This window comes from Azospirillum oryzae (assembly GCF_900177515.1).
In the GTDB taxonomy this organism is placed as follows: Bacteria; Pseudomonadota; Alphaproteobacteria; order Azospirillales; family Azospirillaceae; genus Azospirillum; species Azospirillum oryzae_A.
This window is the reverse complement of sequence record NZ_FXAK01000007.1, coordinates 2,792,501-2,813,326: the sequence shown is the minus strand read 5'-3', so window position 1 is coordinate 2,813,326 and position 20,826 is coordinate 2,792,501. Positions and strand designations below refer to the sequence as shown.

21 protein-coding genes (1 of these 21 running past the window's edge) are annotated in these 20,826 nt (G+C 67.7%); 7 read left to right on the top strand and 14 right to left on the bottom strand.

Features of this window, described 5'->3' with window-relative positions; genetic code table 11:
* Positions 1-47: 47 nt before the first annotated feature.
* Together B9N97_RS25840 and B9N97_RS25835 are read right to left on the bottom strand one after the other, a co-directional pair.
* On the bottom strand, positions 48-743 hold the full coding sequence (locus B9N97_RS25840) for an FkbM family methyltransferase (protein ID WP_085090503.1): 696 nt from the start codon (positions 741-743) through the stop codon (positions 48-50).
* 89 nt (positions 744-832) lie between these two features.
* Positions 833-2,371 carry an alpha/beta fold hydrolase gene (locus B9N97_RS25835; protein ID WP_244560901.1) on the bottom strand — a complete coding sequence of 513 codons (1,539 nt, stop codon included), beginning with the start codon at positions 2,369-2,371 and terminating at the stop codon, positions 833-835.
* A gap of 906 nt (positions 2,372-3,277) precedes the next feature.
* On the opposite strand from B9N97_RS25835, the gene B9N97_RS25830 reads away from it, so the two are divergent.
* On the top strand, positions 3,278-3,652 hold the full coding sequence (locus B9N97_RS25830; protein ID WP_085090502.1) for a MarR family winged helix-turn-helix transcriptional regulator: 375 nt from the start codon (positions 3,278-3,280) through the stop codon (positions 3,650-3,652).
* A 24-nt stretch (positions 3,653-3,676) separates the two neighbouring features.
* On the opposite strand, the gene B9N97_RS25825 is transcribed toward B9N97_RS25830, so the two are convergent.
* The 6 genes from B9N97_RS25825 to rsmI all read right to left on the bottom strand — a co-directional run bounded on the left by B9N97_RS25825 (position 3,677) and on the right by rsmI (position 8,983).
* Positions 3,677-4,333 carry a pyroglutamyl-peptidase I gene (locus B9N97_RS25825; protein WP_085090501.1) on the bottom strand — a complete coding sequence of 219 codons (657 nt, stop codon included), beginning with the start codon at positions 4,331-4,333 and terminating at the stop codon, positions 3,677-3,679.
* Positions 4,334-4,360: 27 nt separating this feature from the next.
* A complete protein-coding gene (gene trpS, locus B9N97_RS25820) occupies positions 4,361-5,359 on the bottom strand; it encodes a tryptophan--tRNA ligase (RefSeq protein ID WP_085090500.1) in 999 nt (332 codons plus the stop codon).
* Between the two features lie 431 nt (positions 5,360-5,790).
* Positions 5,791-6,738, bottom strand: coding sequence for a glutathione synthase (gshB, locus tag B9N97_RS25815; protein ID WP_085090499.1), 948 nt, complete (start codon positions 6,736-6,738; stop codon positions 5,791-5,793).
* 29 nt (positions 6,739-6,767) lie between these two features.
* On the bottom strand, positions 6,768-7,610 hold the full coding sequence (locus B9N97_RS25810; protein WP_085090498.1) for a SirB1 family protein: 843 nt from the start codon (positions 7,608-7,610) through the stop codon (positions 6,768-6,770).
* A gap of 27 nt (positions 7,611-7,637) precedes the next feature.
* Positions 7,638-8,006 (bottom strand): YraN family protein, encoded by a 369-nt coding sequence (locus B9N97_RS25805; RefSeq protein ID WP_085090497.1) that lies wholly within the window; start codon positions 8,004-8,006, stop codon positions 7,638-7,640.
* Positions 8,003-8,983, bottom strand: a complete 981-nt coding sequence (gene rsmI, locus B9N97_RS25800) for a 16S rRNA (cytidine(1402)-2'-O)-methyltransferase (RefSeq protein ID WP_085090764.1) — start codon at positions 8,981-8,983, stop codon at positions 8,003-8,005. Before rsmI ends, B9N97_RS25805 begins: the two co-directional genes overlap by 4 nt.
* Before the next feature lie 41 nt (positions 8,984-9,024).
* Between rsmI and B9N97_RS25795 the strand changes: the two genes are divergently transcribed.
* Entirely contained in the window at positions 9,025-10,182 is a 1,158-nt protein-coding gene (locus tag B9N97_RS25795; protein WP_244560900.1) for a penicillin-binding protein activator, read from the top strand.
* A gap of 62 nt (positions 10,183-10,244) precedes the next feature.
* Here B9N97_RS25795 and B9N97_RS25790 read toward each other — a convergent pair whose 3' ends face one another.
* The 5 genes from B9N97_RS25790 to B9N97_RS25770 all read right to left on the bottom strand — a co-directional run bounded on the left by B9N97_RS25790 (position 10,245) and on the right by B9N97_RS25770 (position 15,426).
* Positions 10,245-10,934 (bottom strand): ABC transporter permease, encoded by a 690-nt coding sequence (locus B9N97_RS25790; RefSeq protein WP_085090495.1) that lies wholly within the window; start codon positions 10,932-10,934, stop codon positions 10,245-10,247.
* A 4-nt stretch (positions 10,935-10,938) separates the two neighbouring features.
* Positions 10,939-11,643 carry an ABC transporter permease gene (locus B9N97_RS25785; RefSeq protein ID WP_085090494.1) on the bottom strand — a complete coding sequence of 235 codons (705 nt, stop codon included), beginning with the start codon at positions 11,641-11,643 and terminating at the stop codon, positions 10,939-10,941.
* A 179-nt stretch (positions 11,644-11,822) separates the two neighbouring features.
* A complete protein-coding gene (locus tag B9N97_RS25780; RefSeq protein ID WP_244560899.1) occupies positions 11,823-12,674 on the bottom strand; it encodes a lysine/arginine/ornithine ABC transporter substrate-binding protein in 852 nt (283 codons plus the stop codon).
* An 85-nt stretch (positions 12,675-12,759) separates the two neighbouring features.
* Positions 12,760-13,566, bottom strand: a complete 807-nt coding sequence (locus B9N97_RS25775) for an ABC transporter ATP-binding protein (RefSeq protein WP_085090492.1) — start codon at positions 13,564-13,566, stop codon at positions 12,760-12,762.
* Between the two features lie 180 nt (positions 13,567-13,746).
* Entirely contained in the window at positions 13,747-15,426 is a 1,680-nt protein-coding gene (locus tag B9N97_RS25770) for a putative transporter (RefSeq protein ID WP_244560898.1), read from the bottom strand.
* 566 nt (positions 15,427-15,992) lie between these two features.
* Between B9N97_RS25770 and ccmA the strand changes: the two genes are divergently transcribed.
* Together ccmA and ccmB are read left to right on the top strand one after the other, a co-directional pair.
* The gene (gene ccmA / locus B9N97_RS25765; RefSeq protein ID WP_085090491.1) at positions 15,993-16,676 is read left to right on the top strand and encodes a heme ABC exporter ATP-binding protein CcmA; all 684 of its coding nucleotides are present in this window, start codon (positions 15,993-15,995) and stop codon (positions 16,674-16,676) included.
* Complete coding sequence (gene ccmB, locus B9N97_RS25760) at positions 16,673-17,338, top strand: heme exporter protein CcmB (protein ID WP_085090490.1); 666 nt, start codon at positions 16,673-16,675, stop codon at positions 17,336-17,338. The genes ccmA and ccmB overlap by 4 nt, the downstream gene beginning before the upstream one ends.
* Positions 17,339-17,353: 15 nt before the next feature.
* On the opposite strand, the gene B9N97_RS25755 is transcribed toward ccmB, so the two are convergent.
* The gene (locus tag B9N97_RS25755; protein ID WP_085090489.1) at positions 17,354-17,941 is read right to left on the bottom strand and encodes a glutathione peroxidase; all 588 of its coding nucleotides are present in this window, start codon (positions 17,939-17,941) and stop codon (positions 17,354-17,356) included.
* Between the two features lie 360 nt (positions 17,942-18,301).
* Here B9N97_RS25755 and B9N97_RS25750 point away from each other — a divergent pair, with 360 nt between their 5' ends.
* The 3 genes from B9N97_RS25750 to B9N97_RS25740 form a co-directional block, all read left to right on the top strand.
* Positions 18,302-18,679: a hypothetical protein gene (locus tag B9N97_RS25750; protein WP_208621250.1), complete on the top strand. Its 378-nt coding sequence runs from the start codon at positions 18,302-18,304 to the stop codon at positions 18,677-18,679.
* 356 nt (positions 18,680-19,035) lie between these two features.
* Positions 19,036-19,896: a flagellar motor stator protein MotA gene (gene motA / locus B9N97_RS25745; RefSeq protein WP_085090488.1), complete on the top strand. Its 861-nt coding sequence runs from the start codon at positions 19,036-19,038 to the stop codon at positions 19,894-19,896.
* A 29-nt stretch (positions 19,897-19,925) separates the two neighbouring features.
* Positions 19,926-20,826, top strand: partial view of a lipid II:glycine glycyltransferase FemX gene (locus tag B9N97_RS25740; protein ID WP_085090487.1) — the 5' portion only. Its footprint extends 59 nt past the window's final position; only the first 901 of its 960 coding nucleotides appear in the window; its start codon is at positions 19,926-19,928; its stop codon lies beyond the right edge, outside the window.

Below are 20,826 nucleotides of genomic sequence, written 5' to 3'. Positions count from 1 at the left end.
GATGCCGCTGCCGGGGCCGCGCTTCAGATCGGTTGCGTTCGTCAGCACTACGCCGGAGCGGGTCGGCCGATCATCTGCCGCAGCCGCCGTTCGAGCCCGCGGCCATATTTCACCACGGTGCCGGCCCACAGTCGGTTCTGCCAGCTCACCGCGGCCCGGCGATTGACGAAGAGGACGTCGGTGTTGTCCAGGGAGAATGGCAACATATGAAATCCCAGCGACCGCATCCGCCGCTTCACCGCCTCCACCGCCGGCCGCGTTTCGGGATAGAGGAAGTCGTGGAATTCGATGGTGATCTGATCGATGTCCGAAAACTCCTCGTCCGCAGCGGCCGCGAACATGTCCAATTCGGCACCCTCGATGTCGATCTTCAACAGAGCGACGCGGCCGATGCCGGAGCGGCGCCGGAACTCCGCCAGGGTCATGGCTTCGGCGCGGATGGTCCGAATCGCCTGCTCTCCAGGAGAACGGTTGAAGCCGCTCGCACAGCGGTTCGGATAGACATGGATGTCCAGGCTGCCCGATGCGCCGGAAATCGCAACCTGCTGAAGCGTCAGCCTGGGATGTCGGGCGATCTGTTGGGCACAATCGGGGACAGGCTCGGCTGAAAAGACCTTGCAGCCATACCGCTCGATGACGGTGTGCGCGAATTCTCCTTCGTTGCATCCGAAATCGAGCACAATGGAATTTTCGTCGATCAGGGAAAAAAATGTGTGCTCGCAAATACGGTCTAACTTGATCATTCTAAAATCTCTGCGCGTCAGCTAAAAATTTCTACATTTTCGTGGATATATTTGTTGCTTCATATTCAATATAGCTGCTTTTTATAAAATCACGGCCCCTCGAATACCGGGGGCTTGCCCGCCCCTGGACAGACGGTCGCCGGCACCGACTCCTGTTCCACGAAGGTCACGGCGGCGGCCATGGCGCAGTCCTCGCTGGAGGTCACGATGTGACTGGCGGCGCGGAAGACCAGATGGCGGCTCTTCGGCAGGGTGGCGGCGGCACGGTCGCCCCAGTCCGGCGGGGTGACGGGATCGTAGGCGCCGGACAGCAGCAGGACCGGCACCGGGCTGGCGACCGGCAGGCGCTCGGCCGGCTCCTGGTGGCCGGCGGGCCAGAGACGGCAGACGCGCCGGCCCGGATCGTCGGCGGCGACGAGCCCGTAGGGGGCATAGCGGCGGGCGTTGTCGGCGCGCTTCTGCGGGTCGGCGGTGTTGACCGACTCGCGGCATTCGACGGAAAAGGCCAGCCCGTCGGCGACCTCCGGATCGCCCAGCCAGTTGGTCGGTGCCCACTCGGCCAGCGTGGCGTATTGGCCGCGGACGGCGCGGTCGAGCATGATCGGCAATGCCGGTACCGCTTCGCTGACCGCCATCGCCTCCAGTCCGGCGGCGATGATCGCTCCGCCGGTCAGCCGCAGGGCACGGCGCGTTTCATGATCGCCGACGACGATGTCGACGGGGTTGCGGTCCAGCCGTTCGACCAGGGAGAGGAAGCGCTTCTCCAGGTCGGGAAAGGCGGAGCGGCAGTTCCGGTTGGCGGCGCAGTCGTCGAACAGCCGGCGGTAGGCACGCTGGGCCAGCCCGGCCATCTCCTCCTGCGCGTTGACGTCGGGCGGATAAATGCTGTCGAACACGGCGGTGCGGACGCGGCCACCCTGCCGCCGCAGGATCTCCAGCCCGACGCGCGTGCCGTAGGACACCGCGAACAGATTCACCCGTTGGGCGCCCAACGCGGTGGCGATGTCCAGGGCATCCTCCGCTGCGACGGGGGTGGAGAACTGGGTGGTGTCCAGCCCGGCCGCCTCCAGCCGCGCGACGCAGGCGCCGATTGCCGCCCGTTCCTCCACCGCCCGCTGTTCGCGCGTCTGCGGCCGGGTGCCGCGGGTGGCGCCGACGGCGTCCAACTCCGGGCAATCGGTATCCGGCTCCGCCCGGCCGACGCCGCGCGGATCGAACAGGATCAGGTTGCGGGTGCGGCGGAAGGGGGCCGACAGCTCCCACCAGACCTCCATCCGCTCTTCCGTCGCCTCGCCGGTGCCGAAGGGGGAGGCGCCGGGACCACCCTCCAGAAACAGCACCGGGTCCGGGTCGGGCTGGCGCGCGGTGCTGAGCAGCACGGCGACCGGCAGGCGCAGGCTGCGGCTGTTGGCGCGGTCGCGCCGTTCAGGCACCGCCACCGTCCCACACAGCGCCGCTTCGCCGTCGGGAACGGTGAACCAGCAGGGGCCAGGGGTGAAGCGCGCCTCCGCCGCCGTGGGTAGGGCCCACAGCGCGCCCATCACCATGGCAGCCGCCGCGAGCGCAGCCCGCAGCTTGCGGGCGGAGCGCACCGCTTTCGGCCATACGGGAGAGGGGAGAATGGACACGGACGGACGACCTGACCCTGATGGATGGAGTACCGCAGACGGCTTTGGGCGGCGGCTTTGTGTTTGACCGAGCGTCCTTCGCTTGTCCAGAGGCGCCCGGCTCCAACCCAGGCGACGGCAAAACGGACGGCAAGTGATGCTGATCTGCAACAAGCGTGCGGCAAAGATCACGCCGTTGCCGGACGGACGGGTTGACGGAACACATCCGGGCGCGGAATTATTTCGGCACCAGAGGCCCAACCGGCGGAGCCTCTCTTTCTCAGGAGCAGATCATGCCGACCTTGTGGACGGCGATGCGGAGCCGCTGGCTCGATTCCGGAGCATCCTCCGGACCGGGCCGATTGTGCGACCACCTGCGGCGCGACATCGGATTGGCGGACGGGGAGGCGGCGGATGGAGAAGAACCTCAGCTTGCCTGCCGTCTTCCGCCTTTTCACATCCGCGATCGGAACCTATCGGACGCGCGGACATTTTTGACCTTGCAACCGTATCGCTGACCGGCGATACCGGATCCGCCGGCCTCTCACGCCGGCATCATTCAACCCCTGGAGAGTATCGATGAAAGCCATCGTAACCACCGCCTGGACCCGCCGATCGGGCGGTCCGGCCATCACCGCCGCTCATATGGCCGCCAATCATGCCCAACCGGCCCGTCTTCTTCCCGCACCCTTCGAACGTGAATTCCGGATATCGAGAGGATCCCATGTGTGTCTTTCTGGGTTTTTGCGGTCATCGTCTCTTCGTTGAACACGCCCGCTGGGCATCGCCGGCCGGGTCCTTCGACCTGCGGCGTGAGAACGGGGAAGTCATCCTATGGCTTGGACGCCTGAACATCATCTACACACCGGCCCGTTGGGGACCACCCTCCCGCGCTGCATAGCGCGCGGCGCCGCGGAGACCTGCTGAATGCCGGCCCGCGTTCGTCATGACGAGGTCCTTACCGTCGTCCAGGTGCTTGAGGCGTTCCGCAAGCTCGACCCCGACCTGCCCATCCAGTATGCGCTGAGTTTCATGACCATCGCGCAGAGCGAAGGCATTTCCATCGGCGAACTGGCGGAACGCCTGGGCATCGCCCAATCCTCCGCGTCGCGCAACGTCGCGGCGCTCAGCCGCTGGCACAGCTTCGGCAAGGCCGGCCTCGATCTGGTGCAGGCGCAGGAAGACCCGCGCGAGCGCCGCCGCAAGATCGTCACCCTGACCGACAAGGGCCGAGAGTTCCTGGACGCGCTGCGCGCCATCGTGAACCCGCCCGAACAGCGCCGCCCCGCCAGGACGGCCTGATTTTCGCAGCCCTGATCTTTGTAGCTAAGCGACCCCGTTCAGCGCCGTGCGCAGCATCCCCACCAGCGTGCGCACCGCCAGCTCCTGCCGCTCCAGCGCCAGACCGCCGAACCGCCGCAGCTCCTTGGCTCGTTCGGGCAGCGGCGGCATGTGGAAGAAGCCGTAGGGGATATCCAGGTCGGCGCTCTCGATGATGTGGCGCGCCCGGTAGAACAGATGGTTGCCGAGGAAGCCGCCGGAGAAATCGCCGAATGTCACCGGCAGCCCGGCCATCGACAACTCCCGCATCACCCGCGGCACCGGCAGGGTGCTGCCATAGGCGGTCGGCCCGTCGGGCACGATGTCGGCATGTTCCCGCACCATGCCGGCGGCATCGGGCAGCGGGCTTTCGTCGCGGTTCCAGGCCAGACGCTCCAGCCGGATGTAATCGCTCGACTCGAGGTAGGCGAAGCCGAGTGCCGCCAGCGGCCGGTGTTCTGCCAGCAGCTCGGCGAAGGCCTCACCACAGGCGTCATAGAGAGGGGGCAGAGTGGCGGTGACGACCCCCGGCTCCCCCGCCAGCCGGTCCATCAGCAGGGCGGTCGGATCGGCCGTCCAGGGATGGTCTGAATCGGGAGCCGGCTCGCCGTCCGGGAGGTTCCCGAACGGCGCGAAGCCGGTGAGCAGGATGGGAGCCGTCACGGGGCAGGCATCCTTACAGTCACTTCCTTACGGCCGCAGCAGGCCGATGATGTCCTTGACGTCGTTCAGGTTCTTCTCCGCGATGGCGGCGGCGCGCTCGCCGCCCTTCTTCAGCAGCCGGTCGATCTCCGCCTTGTCGGCCAGCAACTCCTTCATGCGGGTGGTGATCGGCGCCAGCTTGTCCACCGACAGGTCGACCAGCGACTTCTTGAAGTCGGAGAACTGGGCGCCCGCGAACTGCGCCAGCACCTGCTCGCGCGACTGGCCGGCCAGCGCACCATAGATGGTGACGAGGTTGTCGGCCTCAGGGCGGGCCTCCAGCTCGGTCACCGTCTCCGGCAGGGGTTCCGGGTCGGTCTTTGCCTTGCGGATCTTCTGCGCGATGGTGTCGGCGTCGTCGGTCATGTTGATGCGCGAATATTCGGACTCGTCCGACTTCGACATCTTCTTCTTGCCGTCGCGCAGGCTCATCACCCGCGTCGCCTCGCCCAGGATCTGCGGCTCGGGTAGCGGGAAGAACTCGGTCTCATAGCGGCGGTTGAAGGCGCCGGCGATGTCGCGCGCCAGTTCCAGATGCTGCTTCTGGTCCTCGCCCACCGGCACATGGGTCGCCTTGTAGAGCAGGATGTCGGCGGCCATCAGGGTGGGGTAGGCGTACAGGCCCAGATTGGCCATGTCCTTCTGCTTGCCGGCCTTTTCCTTGAACTGCGTCATGCGGTTCAGCCAGCCCAGCGGCGTGTGGCAGGACAGGATCCAGCTCAGCTCGGCATGGCCGGAGACCACCGACTGATTGAACAGGATGTTCTTGTCCGGGTCGATGCCGGCGGCGATGTAGGCCGCGGCGACCTCGCGGATGTTGTTGCGCAGGACGTCCGGGTCCTGGTCGATCGTCAGCGCGTGCAGGTCGACGACGCAGAAGATGCACTCGTAGCTGTTCTGCAGTTCCACCCAGTTGCGCAGCGCCCCCAGATAGTTGCCGAGGTGAAGCTGCCGGGTCGGCTGCATGCCGGAGAAAATGCGGTTCACGGGTGGTCTCGCTCGAAAACTCTGGGAGGCGGCAGTTATCGCCCCCCGAAGTCCGCCGGTCAAGGCGCGGCGCGCTCATCACGGCCGTCCGCGCGGATCGTCGCGGCCGGGTGGCGTCGGTTGTATTGAATGCGCTTGTGTGCTACCGCCGCGTTCGTGTGGTTGGGCGGGGCCGGACCCGCCGCCCCCGCCACACGAGAAGGAGAAGAAGGATGAAAGAGATCCTTGCCCTTCTGGTCCCGATCCTGGAGATCATCAAGCGCGTGCTTGATATCCTCCGCGGTTACGCTGGACCAGGGAGCGGCGAGATACGAGCTCGCCGCTCCCACGGTTCAAGGTAATATCAACCCCCATGCCCTGCAAGGGTATGCGAGCCTCGGCTTCCCGAAAGAATTGCACAAACCCTCGCCACGCTCCCGCGGGCCATATCCTTACTTCTCCGCGCGGCGACGCTCGATGGCATCCCACAGCAGGGCTTCCAGCTGCACGCCATTCAGGCGGTTGATCTCCTGGATGCCGGTGGGGGAGGTGACGTTGATCTCCGTCATGTAGTCGCCGATCACGTCGATGCCGACGAAGACCAGACCCTTCTCGCGCAGCACCGGGCCGATGGCGGCGCACATCTCGCGCTCGCGCGCGGTCAGCTCGGTCTTTTGGGCGCTGCCGCCGGCGTGGAAGTTGGCGCGGGCCTCGCCCTCCAGCGGCATGCGGCTGACCGCGCCCACCGGCTCGCCGTCGACCAGGATGATGCGCTTGTCGCCCTGGCGGATTTCCGGCAGGTACTTCTGCACGATCACCGGCTCGCGGTAGAGCTGGGTGAACAGCTCCAGCAGGGAGCCGAGATTCTCGTCATCCGGCTTCAGGTGGAAGACGCCGGCGCCGCCGTTGCCGAACAGCGGCTTGACGATGATGTCCTTGTGTTCCGCCCGGAACTCCAGAATGGCCTGCTTGTCGCTGGTGATCAGCGTCGGCGGCATCAGGTCGGGGAACTTGGTGATGAACAGCTTTTCCGGCGCGTTGCGGACCTCGGCCGGGTCATTGACCACCAGAACCTTGGGCTGCACATGCTCCAGCAGATGGGTGGAGGTGATGTAGGCCATGTCGAAGGGCGGGTCCTGCCGCAGCAGGATGACGTCCATCGTCGACAGGTCGGTCACCACCGGCTCGCCCAGCGTGTAGTGAGCGCCGCGCTGGCGTACCACCGTCATCTCGCGCACGCGGGCGGTCAGGCGGTTGCCGGTCAGGATCAGGTCGCGCGGGTGGTAGTGGTACAGGCGATGGCCGCGCTTCTGCGCTTCCAGCGCCATCATGAAGCTGGAATCGGTGTCGATGTTGATCGACTCGATGGGGTCCATCTGGAAGGCGACGGCGAGGCTCATGATGGGTCTCCGGACCTCTGCGAACGGGGTCAGTTCAGGCGGTTCTTCAACTGCTGGATCAGCGAGGCGGTCTGGTGGCGGTGATGGTCGTCGCCGGTCAGCGCCATGAAGGTCTCCAGCGCGGTGATGGCGTCCTTCAGGTTGCCGGCATGGGCCTCCAGAAGGCCGGTCTCGCGCCACAGCGACGGCTCGTGCGGGGCGAACAGGCGCATCGCCTCCAGCACCTCCAGCGCCTTCGGCACCTCGTGGGCCGACAGGTGGCGCAGCTTGATGTTGTTCTGCAGGCGCAGCAGCACGTCGCGGTTCGACACCGGCTGGTAATGGCCGGGCTCCAGCTCGGCGGCACTGCCGGCGGTGGCCTTCAGCAGGTCGCGCAGGTCGACGACGCTGCGGGTCTGCCCCTCGTTGAAGGGGTCGATGATGGCGCGCGCCCCGTCCTTCTCGATGCGGACCAGGAAATGGCCGGGGAAATTCAGCCCCACCATTGGCCAGCCCTGCGAGCGGGCGGCATGCATATAGAGGATGCCGAGCGCCACCGGCAGGCCGCGCCGGCGGTCGATCACCCGCAGCAGGTTGGCGTTCTGCAGGTCGTCGTAGGTGTCGTGGTCGCCGGCATAGCCGTGACGCCCACCGATCACCGCATGCAGATGCGCGATGCGCGTCTCCAGCCTGTCGTCGGCGGCATCCTGTGCCGCGACGCGGGCGGCCAGATCTTCGACGATGGCGCGGATATGGGCGCGATAGGGGGCGAGGTCGGCGTTCGGCAGCTCCAGCGCGCCCAGCGCCAGGGCGGCTTCGGCCAGATCGATCTCGTCGTCCGGCTGGTCGCCGATCCGGCGCAGGATTTCGCGGGCTTCCGCGCGGTTGCTCAAGACTGTCGCCCCTTCAAAATCGTCCCCTCACAGTCTCCAGGCATCGACCAGATGACGGGGCCAGGCCCAAGGGGTAACCAGCATCACGTCGAAGCGCAAGACATAGCCGGCATAGCGCGGGTTGGCGCCGAGGAAGGCATGGGCGGCACGGGCCAGCCGGCCGCGCTGGCGGGCGTTCAGCGCCTCGTTGGCGGTGTCCCAGTCGCCGCGGGCCTTCACCTCGACGATGGCGATGGTCTTTCCGCGCTTCGCCACGATGTCGATCTCGCCCATCGGCGTGCGCAGGCGGCTGGCCAGGATGCGGTAGCCGCGCAGCCGCAGCGACAGGCGGCACAGCGCCTCCGCCCGGCGGCCCAGGCTTTCGGCACGCAGGCGCCGCGCATCCAGGTCGGTCATTTCGCCTTCTCCTCCCGCTGCAGCTCGAGCGCGCGGGCGTAGACGGTGCGCTTATGCTGGCCGGTGCGGGCGGCGACGTCGGCGGCGGCGTCGCGCACCGACAGGCGGGTCAGCGCCTCGCGCAGCAGGGCGTCCACGTCGGCCTCGCCCGGCGTCGCCTCCTCTCCCGGCGGGCCGATGACCAGCACGACCTCGCCGCGGGGCGGGCCGGCCTCGGCATAATGGGCGGCGAGATCCGGCAGGGTGCCGCGGCGGACCTCCTCGTACAGCTTGGTCAGTTCGCGGGCGACGGCGGCCTCGCGCGGGCCCAGGATGTCGGCGAGGTCGGCCAGCGACTCCGGCAGGCGCTGCGGCGATTCGAAGAAGACAAGCGTCGCGGGTACGCCCTTCAGCTCGCCGGCGGTGGCGCGGCGCGCGCTGCTCTTGTTCGGCAGGAAGCCGGCGAACAGGAAGCGGTCGGTCGGCAGGCCGGACAGCACCAGCGCCACCAGCGGGGCCGAGGCGCCGGGCAGGGTGGTCACCGCCACGCCTTCCGCCACGCAGTCCCGCACCAGCTTGTAGCCGGGATCGGAGACCAGCGGCGTGCCGGCATCGGTGACCAGCGCGATGGCCTCGCCCTTTTTCATGCGTTCGATCAGGACCGGACGCATCTTTGCGGCGTTGTGTTCGTGGTAGGAGACAAAGGGGGTGTGGATGCCGTGGATGCCCATCAGCTTTGCGGTGACGCGCGTGTCCTCGCAGGCGATGGCGTCGGCCCGCTTCAGCGTGTCGAGCGCGCGCAGCGTGATGTCCGCGGCGTTTCCGATGGGGGTAGCCACGACATGGAGTCCGCCCGCGAGTTTACTTGGCGCGGCGAGGGGGCTACCTTGAGCGCCACTTTCGGCCGAGTCACCCGGATTCATGGCTGGGACCATGCCTTGGGTCTCGCCTTCGGTTCCGGCGGCCGTTTCAGCAGATGTGGAGACGATTGGTGGCACGCTTGGCAACAGCTTTCTCACAGGGTCTGAAACGTCACGGCGTGGCAGCCTTGCTGGTCGCCGGCCTGTTGTCGGCCTGTTCGACTTTAAGCGCGCCGCCGCGGGTGGCACAAGCGCCGCAACCGGCTCCCGCCCCGGTGGCTCCCCTGCCGGAGACGCAAGGCCCGGTCAAGGTGGCGGTGCTGGTGCCGCTCAGCGGCCAGAGCGCGGCCATCGGCCAGTCCATGCTGGACGCCGCCCAGATGGCGCTGTTCGACATGGCCGGCGACCAGTTGCAGCTGTTGCCGCGCGACACCAAGGGCACGCCGAACGGCGCCGCCGACGCGGCACGCCAGGCGCTGGCCGAGGGCGCGCGTCTGATCATCGGCCCGCTGTTCGCCGCCGATGTCGCCGCGGTGCGCCCGATTGCGCAGAATGCCGGCATCGACGTGCTGGCCTTCACCAACGACGCCGCCCAGGCCGGCAACGGCACCTATGTGATGGGCTTCGTTCCGGCCGATCAGGTCAGCCGCGTCGCCAGCTACGCCCGGTCGCGCGGAGCGACGCGCTTCACCGTGCTGGCGCCGCGCTCCCCCTACGGCGACGCGGTGGTCAACGCCATGCAGGCCATCGCGCCGCGTCTGGGCGCCATGACCACGCAGGTCGAGCGCTATGACCCGGCCATCACCGACCTGTCGGTCCCGGCCAAGCAGGTGGCGCAGGAAACCCCGCAGCCGCAGGCGGTGATGCTGGCCGAGGGTGGGCAGCGCGCCCAGGGCATCGCCCAGGCGCTGGCCGCCAACGGCGTGCAGCCGCAGCAGGTCAAGCTGCTGGGCACCGGCCTGTGGGACGACAGCTCGCAGGGGGCACTGGGGCAGGAGCCGGCACTGGTCGGCGCGCTCTACGCCGCCCCGGCGCCGCAGACCCGCGCCCGCTTCGAGTCTCAGTTCGAGCAGGTCTACGGCCGCAAGCCGCCGCGCATCGCCACGCTGGCCTATGACGCGACCTCCATCGCCGCGGTGCTGACCCGCAGCGGCGGCCCGGTTCCGTTCGACCGCATGGCGATGACCAACCCGAACGGCTTCGAAGGTCTGGACGGCCTGTTCCGCCTGCGGTCCGACGGCATGGTCGAACGCGGGCTTGCGGTGATGGAGATCACCCCGACCGGCGCCCGCGTGGTCGACCCGGCCCCGCCCAGTTTCGAGATGCTGGGGCAGTGACGGATACGAAAAAGCCCTCTCCCGAACCGGGAGAGGGCTTTTTCCGTTGCCGGTATCCTTACTTACGCCCGCGCCCGCAGATAGGGGGTCAGGCGCCATTCGGCGAACTTGATCAGGCGGGTGGCGATGAAGTTCAGCACCAGATAGATCGCGCCGGCGACGATGAACAGCTCGAAGACCGCGAAGGTCTGGGCGATCATGCGGCGGGCGATGCCGGTGACTTCCATCAGCGTGATGGTGCTGGCGAGCGAGGTCGCCTTGACCATCAGGATCACCTCGTTGCCGTAGGCCGGCAGCATCTGGCGGATCGCCACCGGCAGCACGATGCGGCGGAAGGCAAGCGCCCGCGACATGCCGCAGGCCCGCGCCGCCTCCACCTGCCCCTGCGGCACCGACAGGATGGCCCCGCGCAGGACCTCGCTGGTGTAGGCGCCGGTGTTCAGCGTCAGCGCCAGGATGGCGCACCAGTAGGGCTCGCGCAGAAAGGGCCAGAGGAAGCTGTCGCGGATGAACTCGAACTGGCCCAGCCCGTAATAGACCAGGAAGATCTGCACCAGCAGCGGCGTGCCGCGGAAGACGAAGACATAGGCCGCGGCCAGCGTCTCCACCACGCGGTTGCCCGACAGCCGCAGAAGCGCGACGGCGAAGGCCACCAGCGCGCCCAGCGCCAGCGACCCCAGGATCAGCTGCAGCGTCAGCGACAGGCCGCCGAGCATGCGGGGCAGGCTGTCCCACATCAGTTGCCAGTTCATGGCCTCAGGCCCTCCGGACGCCGCGATTGGCGGAGATTTCGGCGCGGTTGAACAGCGCCGTCGAAATGGTGGTCAGCACCAGATAGAGCACGGCGGCGGTGCCGTAGAACAGGAAGGGCTGGCGCGTGGCGCCCGCCGCCAGATGGGTCACCCGCATCAGTTCGGCCAGCGCCGTCACCGACACGAGCGCGGTGTCCTTCAGCGTCAGCTGCCAGACATTGCCGAGACCGGGCAGGGCGAAGCGCAGCGTCTGCGGCACCAGCACCCGGCGCAGGATCAGCCAGCGGCTCATGCCGCAGGCGCGCGCCGCCTCGATCTGGCCGAAGGGGACCGACTGCACCGCGCCGCGGATCACCTCGGTCGAATAGGCGCCGGAGATCAGGCCGACCGCCAGCACGCCGATGGTGAAGGCATCCAGGTCGATCCGGCCGTCATAGCCGAAGGCCGCGGCGATGGAGGTGGCGACCCCGCTGCCGCCGAAGAACAGCAGATAGATCACCAGCAGTTCGGGGATGCCGCGGACGATGGTGGTGTAGAAGTCGGCCAGGACGTTCAGCGCCAGCGAGTGGCTGAGCTTGGCCGAGGCGCCGAGCGACCCGACGACGATGCCGAAGGCGAAGGCCGACACGGCGACCGCGACGGTCATCGCGGTGCCCATCAGAAGCTGTCCGCCCCAGCCGTTGGGACCGAAAGAAAGGAGTTCCAGCATTGGTACGCCCGGTAAGGCCCGCCGGGCGCGGCGCGGTCGGCCGGCCGTACGGGGTTCAGCGAACGGAGATCAAGCGATGACAGGCAATGACAAGTATCGACCTGGGGGAACGACCGGCGCCCGGTTGCCGAAGGCCACCGGGCGCCGTTCCGATCAGGCAGACGGACCGAAGATCCGCCTTACTTGGGGGAGATGTCGTAGCCGAAATGCTGGGTGCTCAGCTTCTTGACGGTGCCGTCCTTCAGCGCCTCGGCGATCGCCTTGTCGAACATCGCCTTCAGGTCGGCGGTGTCCTTGCGCAGGCCGACGCCCATGCCCTCGCCGATCACGCCGCCGATGAAGTTCGGGCCGACGATGACCATCTTGTCCGGCGTGGCCTTCACCACCGCCTCGACCACCGACCGGTCGCCCAGCATGGCGTCGACGCGGCCGGAGCTGAGATCGATGCCGGCATTGTCGATCTTGTCGTAGGTGCGCATGGTCACCTTCGGCAGATGCTTGTCCATGAAATCGGCCTGGATGGTCGACACCTGGACGCCGACGGCCTTGCCCTTCAGGGCGTCGGCCAGCTTCTCCAGCACCGGCTTGGCCTTGCCCTGGTCGTTCAGGTCGACGCGGTCGGCGCCGAGATTCAGAGACTTGGCCAGCGGCGAATCGGTCATCACGGCGAACACCGACGGCTCGGTGCCGTAGGGGACCGAGAAGTCGATGACCTTCTTGCGCTCGTCGGTGATGGTCATCGCCGACATGATGGCGTCGTACTTGCCCTGCTGCAGGGCCGGGATGATGCCGTCCCAATCCTGGGCGACGAACTCGCAGGACACCTTCATGCGCTTGCACAGGTCGTTGGCGAGATCGACCTCGAAGCCGACCAGCTTGCCCGAGGTGTCGGTGGCGTTCCACGGAGGATAGGCGCCCTCGCTGGCGATGCGGACCGTCTTCCATTCCTTGGCGCCGGCGGCGCCGGCGGCGGCGACGGCCATCATGGCGCCGAGCGCCAGGGCCGAAACGATCTTCTTCAACGAACACACTCCTCTGTTCGGTTCGCCCGTTCTCTGGCCCCTGCCGGGGCCGGGCTGTTTCTGACGGTCCGGTCCTGCCCTCTGCCTCGTCCCCTCACGCCGCGCCGGACAGATGGCGCGAGAGGAACTGCCGCACCCGGTCCGAGTCGGGGTCGGTCAGCACCTTGTCGGGTGACCCCTCCTCCTCGATCCGCCCCTGGTGCAGGAAAACCACCTTGGACGCCACTTCGCGGGCGAAGCCCATCTCGTGCGTTACCAGGATCATCGTGTTGCCTTCGTCCGCCAACTGGCGGATGACGCGCAGAACCTCGCCGACCAGTTCGGGGTCGAGCGCCGAGGTCGGCTCGTCGAACAGCATGACCTTGGGCTGCATGGCGAGCGCGCGGGCGATGGCGGCGCGCTGCTGCTGGCCGCCCGACAGCTGAACCGGATAGGCGTCGGCCTTGGCCAGGATGCCGACCTTGTCCAGCAGCATGCGGGCGCGGTCGACGGCTTCCGCCTTCGGCACGCCCAGCACATGCACCGGCGCCTCGATCACATTCTGCAGGATGGTCATGTGGGTCCAGAGGTTGAAGCTCTGGAACACCATGCCGAGGCTGGTGCGGATGCGCTCCACCTGACGGGTGTCGGCGGGGACGCTGGCGCCGCCGCGCGTCTTCTTCAGCGCGATGGCCTCGCCGCCGATGACGACCCGTCCGTCGTCCGGGATCTCCAGCATGTTGATGCAGCGCAGCAGCGTGCTCTTGCCCGAGCCCGACGAGCCGATCAGCGTGATGACGTCGCCCTCGCGGGCGGTCAGCGAGACGCCCTTCAGCACCTCCAGCTCGCCGAACCGCTTGTGCAGATCCTCCACGACGACGGCGGCGGGAGCGGACTCGCTGACTGGCGGGTGACGGTGCATGCGCGAAAAACCGGCTGGTTCGGGTGGCGGGTGACGGTCGCGCCGACGCGGCGGGCCGAGGCGGCCGGCCATGGCGTCGGTATGACCATTGCGGCACAGGCTAGACCGGGGCATGCGCGTTTCGCAACGCAGATTTCACATCAAATGCACGTTAAGCCGCTTGTGTCCGAAAACAGTGCGTCACCACAACAAAAGTACCAGAATCTGCGGCCCCAGGATACGCAGGCACATCGCCAGCGGATAGACGGTGGCGTAGGCCAGCGCCGGCGCCTCCGACGCGACCAGCGCGTTGGCATAGGCCAGCCCCGGCGGGTTGGTCTGCGACCCGGCAAGCACGCCGCAGATGGTCAGGAAATTCAGCTTCATCAGCCCGCGTGCGACCAGCCCGGTCAGCATCAGCGGCACCAGCGTCACCAGCACGCCCCACATCATCCAGGGCCAGCCGGCGCCGCTGGCCAGCGTGGCGACGAAACGGTCGCCCGAGGCGATGCCCAGAACGGCGAGGAACAGGATGATGCCGATCTCGCGCAGCGCCAGATTGGCGGCCGGCGGCATGAACCACACCAGCGGCCCGACATGGCCGACGCGGCCCAGGATCAGCGCGACGATCAGCGGCCCGCCGGCAAGGCCGAGGCGCAGCGGCGCCGGCATGCCCGGCAGGAAGATCGGGATGGCGCCCAGCGCCGCGCCCAGCGCGATGCCCAGGAACATCGGGATCATCTCCACCTGCTGCAGCTTGCGGGCGGAGTTGCCGAAGACCCGGCCGACGGCGGCGAGGCTGTCCGGCCGGCCGATCACCGTCAGGATGTCGCCGAATTGCAGCTTCAGCGCCGGGGTCGGCACCAGCTCCACGCCCGACCGGTTGACGCGGCTGACCACCACGTCATGGGCGTCCTGCAGGTTCAGCGCCGCGATCGACTTGCCCAGCACGCCATTGTTGGTGACGACGATGCGCTCCCATTTCAGGTCAGTGCCCTTGGTGGTCAGCGGCCGGTCGAACTCCTGTCCCAGCAGGCTCCGCACCTGTTCCAGCTTCGGCCGCGGCCCGACCACATGCAGCACGTCGCCCAGCGTCAGGCAGGTGTTGTTGTGGGGGACGCACAGCGTGCCGTCGCGCAGCAGGCGGGAGGCGACCACGCCATGGTCGCACAGCGCGTCGATGGAGCCGAGCGGCCGGCCCGCAAGCTCCGGGTTGCGCACGGTCAGGTCCATGGTCTCCAGAGTCGACACCTCGGCGCGGCGGCATTCCTCGAAGCGGGCGGCCTCGGCCTCCGGGTCGATGCGGAACAGGATGCGGACGGCGGCCATCGCCAGCAGGTTGCCGGCGATGCCGAAGGGGTAGGTGACGGCGAAGGCAAGGCCGGGCAGGGCCATCACCGCCGCATCGGCCCCGACCTCCGTCAGCACCTGCTGGGTGGCGGCGAGCGCCGGTGCGTTGGTCACCGCGCCGGCGAACACGCCGAGCGAGGAGCCCAGCGACAGCGCCCCCGACGACACGAGCGCCGCGGTCAGCAGGATGCTGGAGCCCACCATCAGCAGCGCCAGCCCGTTCAGCGCCAGCCCGCTGCGGCGCAGCGCCGCGAAAAAGCCGGGGCCGACCTGGATGCCGATGGTGTAGACGAACAGGATCAGGCCGAAATCGCGGATGAAGTCCATCATCTCCGGGTTGAAGGCGATGCCCGCCTGCTTGGCGATATGTCCGCCGGCGATGCCGGAGAACAGCACCCCGCCGATGCCGAGCCCGACCCCGCGGATCTTGATATGGCCGAGCGCCACGCCCGCCGCCGACACGAGACCGAGCATGAGCACCACCCGCGCGATCGGCGGCATGGCCTGGAGGATGTCTGCGAAAGCCGACATGGCGCAACTCGCTTCCTGAACACATTTGGGCAAACCGCCGCCGTGTTCGGTGGGAGCCCGGATGACTGCGGCGCTCCCCCTTCGATCGGGGCAGATTGGCGCGACGATGCGGCAGGATGGCGGGCAAAGCGTTGATTCAGAACAAGTGCCCGGCCTTTAGCCGTGACAATCCCGGCACCCGGCGCTGCGGCAAACGCATGGAAGTGCAGCGCTTCGAGGCATGCGGCCCGTCATGGGGCGGCGTCCGATTCCTCGAACTCCATCCAAATTTTGCCATTTTCTTCCCATAGACCTTGTCTCAAGCAACCGGCCCCGCAGGTCGCGCACCGGCGTTCCCCCTAGCGCCACCGCAGCGACGAATGGAAGCCGTTCCACAAGGTATCGACCGGCCGGACCCGGCCGGACGCAAGGCCATCGCGAGAACCCCCTCGCGGTGGCCTTTTCTTTTGGGCGGGTTCTTTCGGGCGGGGCGGCGGCGGGAAGCTGCGACAGCATTCTTGCTCCGGCTTTCCCGTTCCCCTGTGCTATAGCAGCGCCTCCCTCAACCGGAAGCGCGACCCGTTCCCATGCCCGTCTTCGCCGGATCAGAGCTGACCTGCCTGCGTGGCGACCGTCTGGTCTTCACCGGGCTGGAGTTCCGCATTGCCCCCGGCGGCGCCTTGGTGCTGCTCGGCCCGAACGGCAGCGGCAAGTCCAGCCTGCTGCGGGTGATGGCCGGGCTGCTGAAGCCGCTGCGTGGGACGCTGGGCTGGGATGGGGTGCCGGTTTCCGAGGATCCCGACGGTCACCGGTCGCGGGTGCAGTATGTCGGCCATCTCGACGCGGTGAAGCCGGTGCTGACGGCGGCGGAGAATCTCGCCTTCTGGGCGGCGCTGGCCGGGGCCGCCGATCCGGCCGCCAACGCGCGGGCCGCACTCGACCGCCTGGGTGTGCCGCACATCGCCGGGGTGCCGGGTCGCTACCTGTCGGCCGGGCAGAAGCGCCGGCTGAACCTGGCGCGGCTTCTCGCTGCACCTGCGACGCTGTGGCTGCTGGACGAGCCGACCGTGGCGCTCGACCGCGCCGCCATCGCCCTGTTCGAGGGGCTGATCGCCGAACACCGCGCCCAGGGCGGCATGGTGGTGCTGTCCACCCACACCGACATCGCCACCCCCGGCGGCGAGGAACTGCATCTGGACGAGTTCGCCCCCTACGCCGACGATGAAGAGGCCGGCGACGAGGACTACGAGGAAGAAGGGGCTGCGCCATGAGCCGTTTCCTGCGCCTTGTCGCGCGCGACCTGCGGCTGGCGCTGCGCCAGGGGTCGGACGCCACCATCGCCGTCATGTTCTTCGTGCTGTGCGTGGTGCTGTTCCCCTTCGGCGTCGGGCCGGAGCCGAACATCCTCGCCCGCATCGCTGCCGGCGTGATCTGGGTGGCGGCGCTGCTCGCCTCGCTGCTGTCGCTGGAGCGGCTGTTCCAGACCGATTACGAGGATGGGTCGCTGGAACTGCTCTCGCTCTCCCCCCTGCCGCTTGAGGCCGCGGTTCTGGCGAAGACGCTGGCCCATTGGCTGGTCACCGGCGTGCCGCTGATCGTCGCCGCACCGCTGCTGGCCGTTCTGCTGAACATGGATGCGGAGGGGTTCGGCGTGCTGGTGCTGACGCTGACTCTGGGCACGCCGATCCTCAGCCTGATCGGCGCCATCGGGGCTGCGCTGACCCTGGGCGCGCGGCGCGGCGGCGTGCTGCTGTCGCTGCTGATCCTGCCGCTTTACATTCCGGTGCTGATCTTCGGCGCCGGCGCCATCGACGCGGCGATCAACGGGCTGACCCCGCGCCCGCACCTGCTGCTGCTCGCCGGCATCCTCGCCGCCGCCCTGCCGCTGGCCCCCTGGGCCGGAGCCGCGGCCCTGCGGCAGGCGGTGGAGTAGGGGGCAACCGCACCCTTACGACTTTGTCGCCTTCTCCGGCAGCAGCTTCTCGATCGCCTCGCGCACCTTGTCCGACTCGGGATCGGTCATGGTGGAGAACCAGGACACCAGCTTGCCGTCCGGCCCGACCAGATATTTGTGGAAGTTCCAGCGCGGCTTGGCGAGGAAGCCCAACTCGTCGGCCGCCCAGCGGTAGAAAGGATGGGCGCCGTCGCCCGACACCACCGTCTTGTCGGTCATCGGGAAGTCGATGCGGTAGTTGACCTCGCAGAAATCCTTGATCTGGCTGGCGTTCCCCGGCTCCTGGCCGCCGAAATCGTCCGACGGCACGCCGACCACCACCAGTCCGCGGTCGCGGTAGCGCTGCCACAACGCCTCCAGCCCCTTGTATTGCGGAGTGAAGCCGCATTGCGAGGCGGTGTTGACCACCAGGACCGCCTTGCCCTTGAACTGCGCCAGCGGCAAGGGCTGACCGTCGATGCCCTGGAAGGTGAAGTCGTAAGCGCTGCTGGCGGCGGCGTTGCTTGCGGCCATGGCGCTGGTTCCCAACACGGAAAGGACTGCCGCCATGGCGACGGTGCGAAGGCGGGCTCGGACGGTCATCGGTGCGGCTCGGCGGTTGGAGGGCTTTGCATCCTTACACATACGATGCCTGATACGAGGTCCGGCACCTATCGGATCATGACGGGACAGGCCGATCGCCCGTCGCTTCGGGTCTACCCCCTTCGAACGGGTGGTCACGGTGCCCCCGGCTCTACAGTTGATAAGTAAGGATGCACGGCGATCGATCGTCGCCATCCTTGCAACCGTCCCTGTCCACCGAACAGCGCCCGAAAAATGTCCCACCCGGCCGAGCCTCAGCCTGAGCATAAAAATCTATCCCATCGAAATGGGTATGCGGTCGCTGGCATGGCCACCGCCGCTCCCGTTGCCGATGCAAGCCCATTCCAGGAGAACAGGCCGATGAACGCCGGAGCCATCATGCAGCACAACCGGTCGCCGCGGACGGCGATGCGCCGGGTGGCCCGTGCCGCCGCCAGAGCCATGGCGGCCGTCACGGCGGTGCTGGTTTTCGGCGCCGCCCTGGCGACGCCGTCGCTCGCCGACCCTGGTGAACATGGCCGCGGCCATGCCTGGGGCCACCACAAGAAGAAGCACCATCATGACGACGGCCCGGTCGTCATCTACGGCGCCCCGCCGCCTGTGGTCGTTGTTCCGGCTCCGCCGCCCCCGCCGCGCGTCGTTTATGCTCCGTCCTACGCGCCGCCGCCGGCCGTCATCTACGCCCCGCCGGCGCCGCAGCCGGGCGTCAGCGTCCAGATGAACATTCCGCTTCGTTAACAATCCCGACCTTGCAAGTGCTCCGGCGGCCCGGTCTCACCCGGCGGCCGGAGCGCTTTGCGTTTTGGCAGCGCTGTCCCGGGCTGTGACCATCCTGTGCCCTTCTCGGGCGCCCCACCCCCTGCCACAGCATTCTCCCGGCCGCTCCCTTGCCTGCCGTCCACGCCGCACCCGTTGAAAACCCTGAATGGGCAGTCCTTTCGTGACAGGACCGGCCCGCACCGGTAGGATCGCGCGGCCTGTCGCGAAGGCGGTAGGCCGTTCGGGTGATTCACGGAAACTCAACCGATGTCCGGCCATCTGTCGGTCGGCAGCATCATGCGGCCCGTGGTCGGTATGGGAAGGGAAAATACCGAATGTTCGTGATTATCGGTTTGGGCATCGTGATTTTCAGCGTGTTCGGTGGCTACGTCCTCGGTGGCGGCCATATGGGCGTGCTGTGGATGCCGTTCGAATTCATGATCATTCTTGGCTCGGCAGCCGGTGCCTTCTTTATCGCCAATCCAAAATCGGTGGTGACCCACACCGGCAAGGAGCTGGGTCACCTGTTCAAAGGCCCAAAATACAAAAAGGAGGACTTCCTCGAGGTCCTCACCATGATGTACCAGGTGTTCAAGATTGCGAAGACCAAGGGCCTGCTGGCGCTCGAACAGCATATCGAGAAACCGGAAGATTCACCGCTCTTCCAGCAATTTCCGAAATTCTACGGCGACCACCATGCCATCGCCTTCCTCTGTACCTATCTCCGTCTGATGTCGCTGGGCGCGGACAACCCGCACGAACTGGTCGACCTGATGGACGAGGACATCGAGACGATGCATCACGAACACCAGCGCATCGCCGACGCCATCCAGGCGGTGGCCGATGCGGTGCCGGCACTGGGCATCGTGGCGGCGGTGCTGGGCGTGATTCACACCATGGGCTCGATCACCGAACCGCCGGAAGTGCTGGGCAAGCTGATCGGCGGCGCACTGGTCGGCACCTTCACCGGCATTCTGGTTGCCTACGGCTTCCTCGCCCCCATCGCCAGCGGCCTCAAGAACATCTATCACGCCGAAGGCAAATACTATCAGGCGATGAAGACCGGGTTGATCGCCCATCTGTCCGGCTACGCGCCCGCCATTTCGGTGGAATACGCCCGCAACGTGCTGGAACCGGAATACCGCCCGACCTTCGCCCAGGTGGAAGAGGCGACCTCCGCCCTGCCGCCGGCCTGACCTGTTGCCCTGATCGAGCGGGGATCCCGATGCCGGACATCGACATCGCCTGGAATGAAGGAACGGTCGGCGAGTGGGACGCCCTGTTCGCCCGCGTCCCGCGCTCCACCCTGCTCCAGAGCTTCGCCTATGCCCGCGCCATGGGCCGCACCTACGGCCATGTCCCGCGCCTGGGCGTGATCCGCCGCGGCGGGGAGCCGATCGGGCTGGTCCAGACGCTCGACCGCCGCATGCTGAAGCTCTTCCACGACCGGCAATGCTACCGGGGTCCGCTCTGGCTGGACGGCACGATCCCCGATGCCGACACGCTGGAAGCGGTGTTCCGCCTGCTGCGCCGCGCCTGCCCGCGGTCGCCGCTCGGGCGCGCCAACCTGTTGCCGGAGCTGCCCGCCGGGCCGGAGAATGAGGCGCTGCTCACCCGCTGCGGCTTCCGCAAGGTCGGCCCTGGCTATCGGACGGTCTGGTTCGACCTGACCCGCAACGAGGAGGCGATGCGCGCCGGCTTCGCCCGCGACTGGCGCCAGCGTCTGCGCGGGGCGGAGAAGGCCGGCCTTGTCCTCGACACCGACTGGAAGGCCGACAACCTGCCCTGGCTGATGAAGCAGGAGCACGACCAGGCTTTGGAGAAGGGCTTCCGCGCCATGACCGGGCCGCTGGCCGTCCGCCTGCGCAATGCCATGGTCAAGGGCGGCAGCCGCAATGACGGTGTGGTGATGGTGACGGCGCTCGACGGCCGAGCCCCGGTCGCTTGCGGGCTGTTCTTCCGCCACGGCGTCTGCGCCACCGGTCAGATCAGTTGGGCCAACGAGTCGGGCCGCAAGAGCGGTGCCATGCGGCTGGTGCTGTGGAAGGCGATGCAGGAACTGAAGCATCACGGCGTCCGCTCACTCGATCTCGGCGGCATCAATCCCGATACCGCTCCCGGCGTCA

Bases quoted from the DNA above. Each gene is read 5' to 3' on its own strand.
- B9N97_RS25840 (WP_085090503.1), bottom strand. From the start codon at position 743: ATGATCAAGTTAGACCGTATTTGCGAGCACACATTTTTTTCCCTGATC.
- B9N97_RS25830 (WP_085090502.1), top strand. From the start codon at position 3,278: ATGCCGGCCCGCGTTCGTCATGACGAGGTCCTTACCGTCGTCCAGGTG.
- gshB (WP_085090499.1), bottom strand. From the start codon at position 6,738: ATGAGCCTCGCCGTCGCCTTCCAGATGGACCCCATCGAGTCGATCAAC.
- B9N97_RS25805 (WP_085090497.1), bottom strand. From the start codon at position 8,006: ATGACCGACCTGGATGCGCGGCGCCTGCGTGCCGAAAGCCTGGGCCGC.
- B9N97_RS25790 (WP_085090495.1), bottom strand. From the start codon at position 10,934: ATGAACTGGCAACTGATGTGGGACAGCCTGCCCCGCATGCTCGGCGGC.
- B9N97_RS25785 (WP_085090494.1), bottom strand. From the start codon at position 11,643: ATGCTGGAACTCCTTTCTTTCGGTCCCAACGGCTGGGGCGGACAGCTT.
- B9N97_RS25775 (WP_085090492.1), bottom strand. From the start codon at position 13,566: ATGCACCGTCACCCGCCAGTCAGCGAGTCCGCTCCCGCCGCCGTCGTC.
- B9N97_RS25770 (WP_244560898.1), bottom strand. From the start codon at position 15,426: ATGTCGGCTTTCGCAGACATCCTCCAGGCCATGCCGCCGATCGCGCGG.
- ccmA (WP_085090491.1), top strand. From the start codon at position 15,993: ATGCCCGTCTTCGCCGGATCAGAGCTGACCTGCCTGCGTGGCGACCGT.
- ccmB (WP_085090490.1), top strand. From the start codon at position 16,673: ATGAGCCGTTTCCTGCGCCTTGTCGCGCGCGACCTGCGGCTGGCGCTG.
- B9N97_RS25755 (WP_085090489.1), bottom strand. From the start codon at position 17,941: ATGACCGTCCGAGCCCGCCTTCGCACCGTCGCCATGGCGGCAGTCCTT.
- B9N97_RS25750 (WP_208621250.1), top strand. From the start codon at position 18,302: ATGAACGCCGGAGCCATCATGCAGCACAACCGGTCGCCGCGGACGGCG.
- motA (WP_085090488.1), top strand. From the start codon at position 19,036: ATGTTCGTGATTATCGGTTTGGGCATCGTGATTTTCAGCGTGTTCGGT.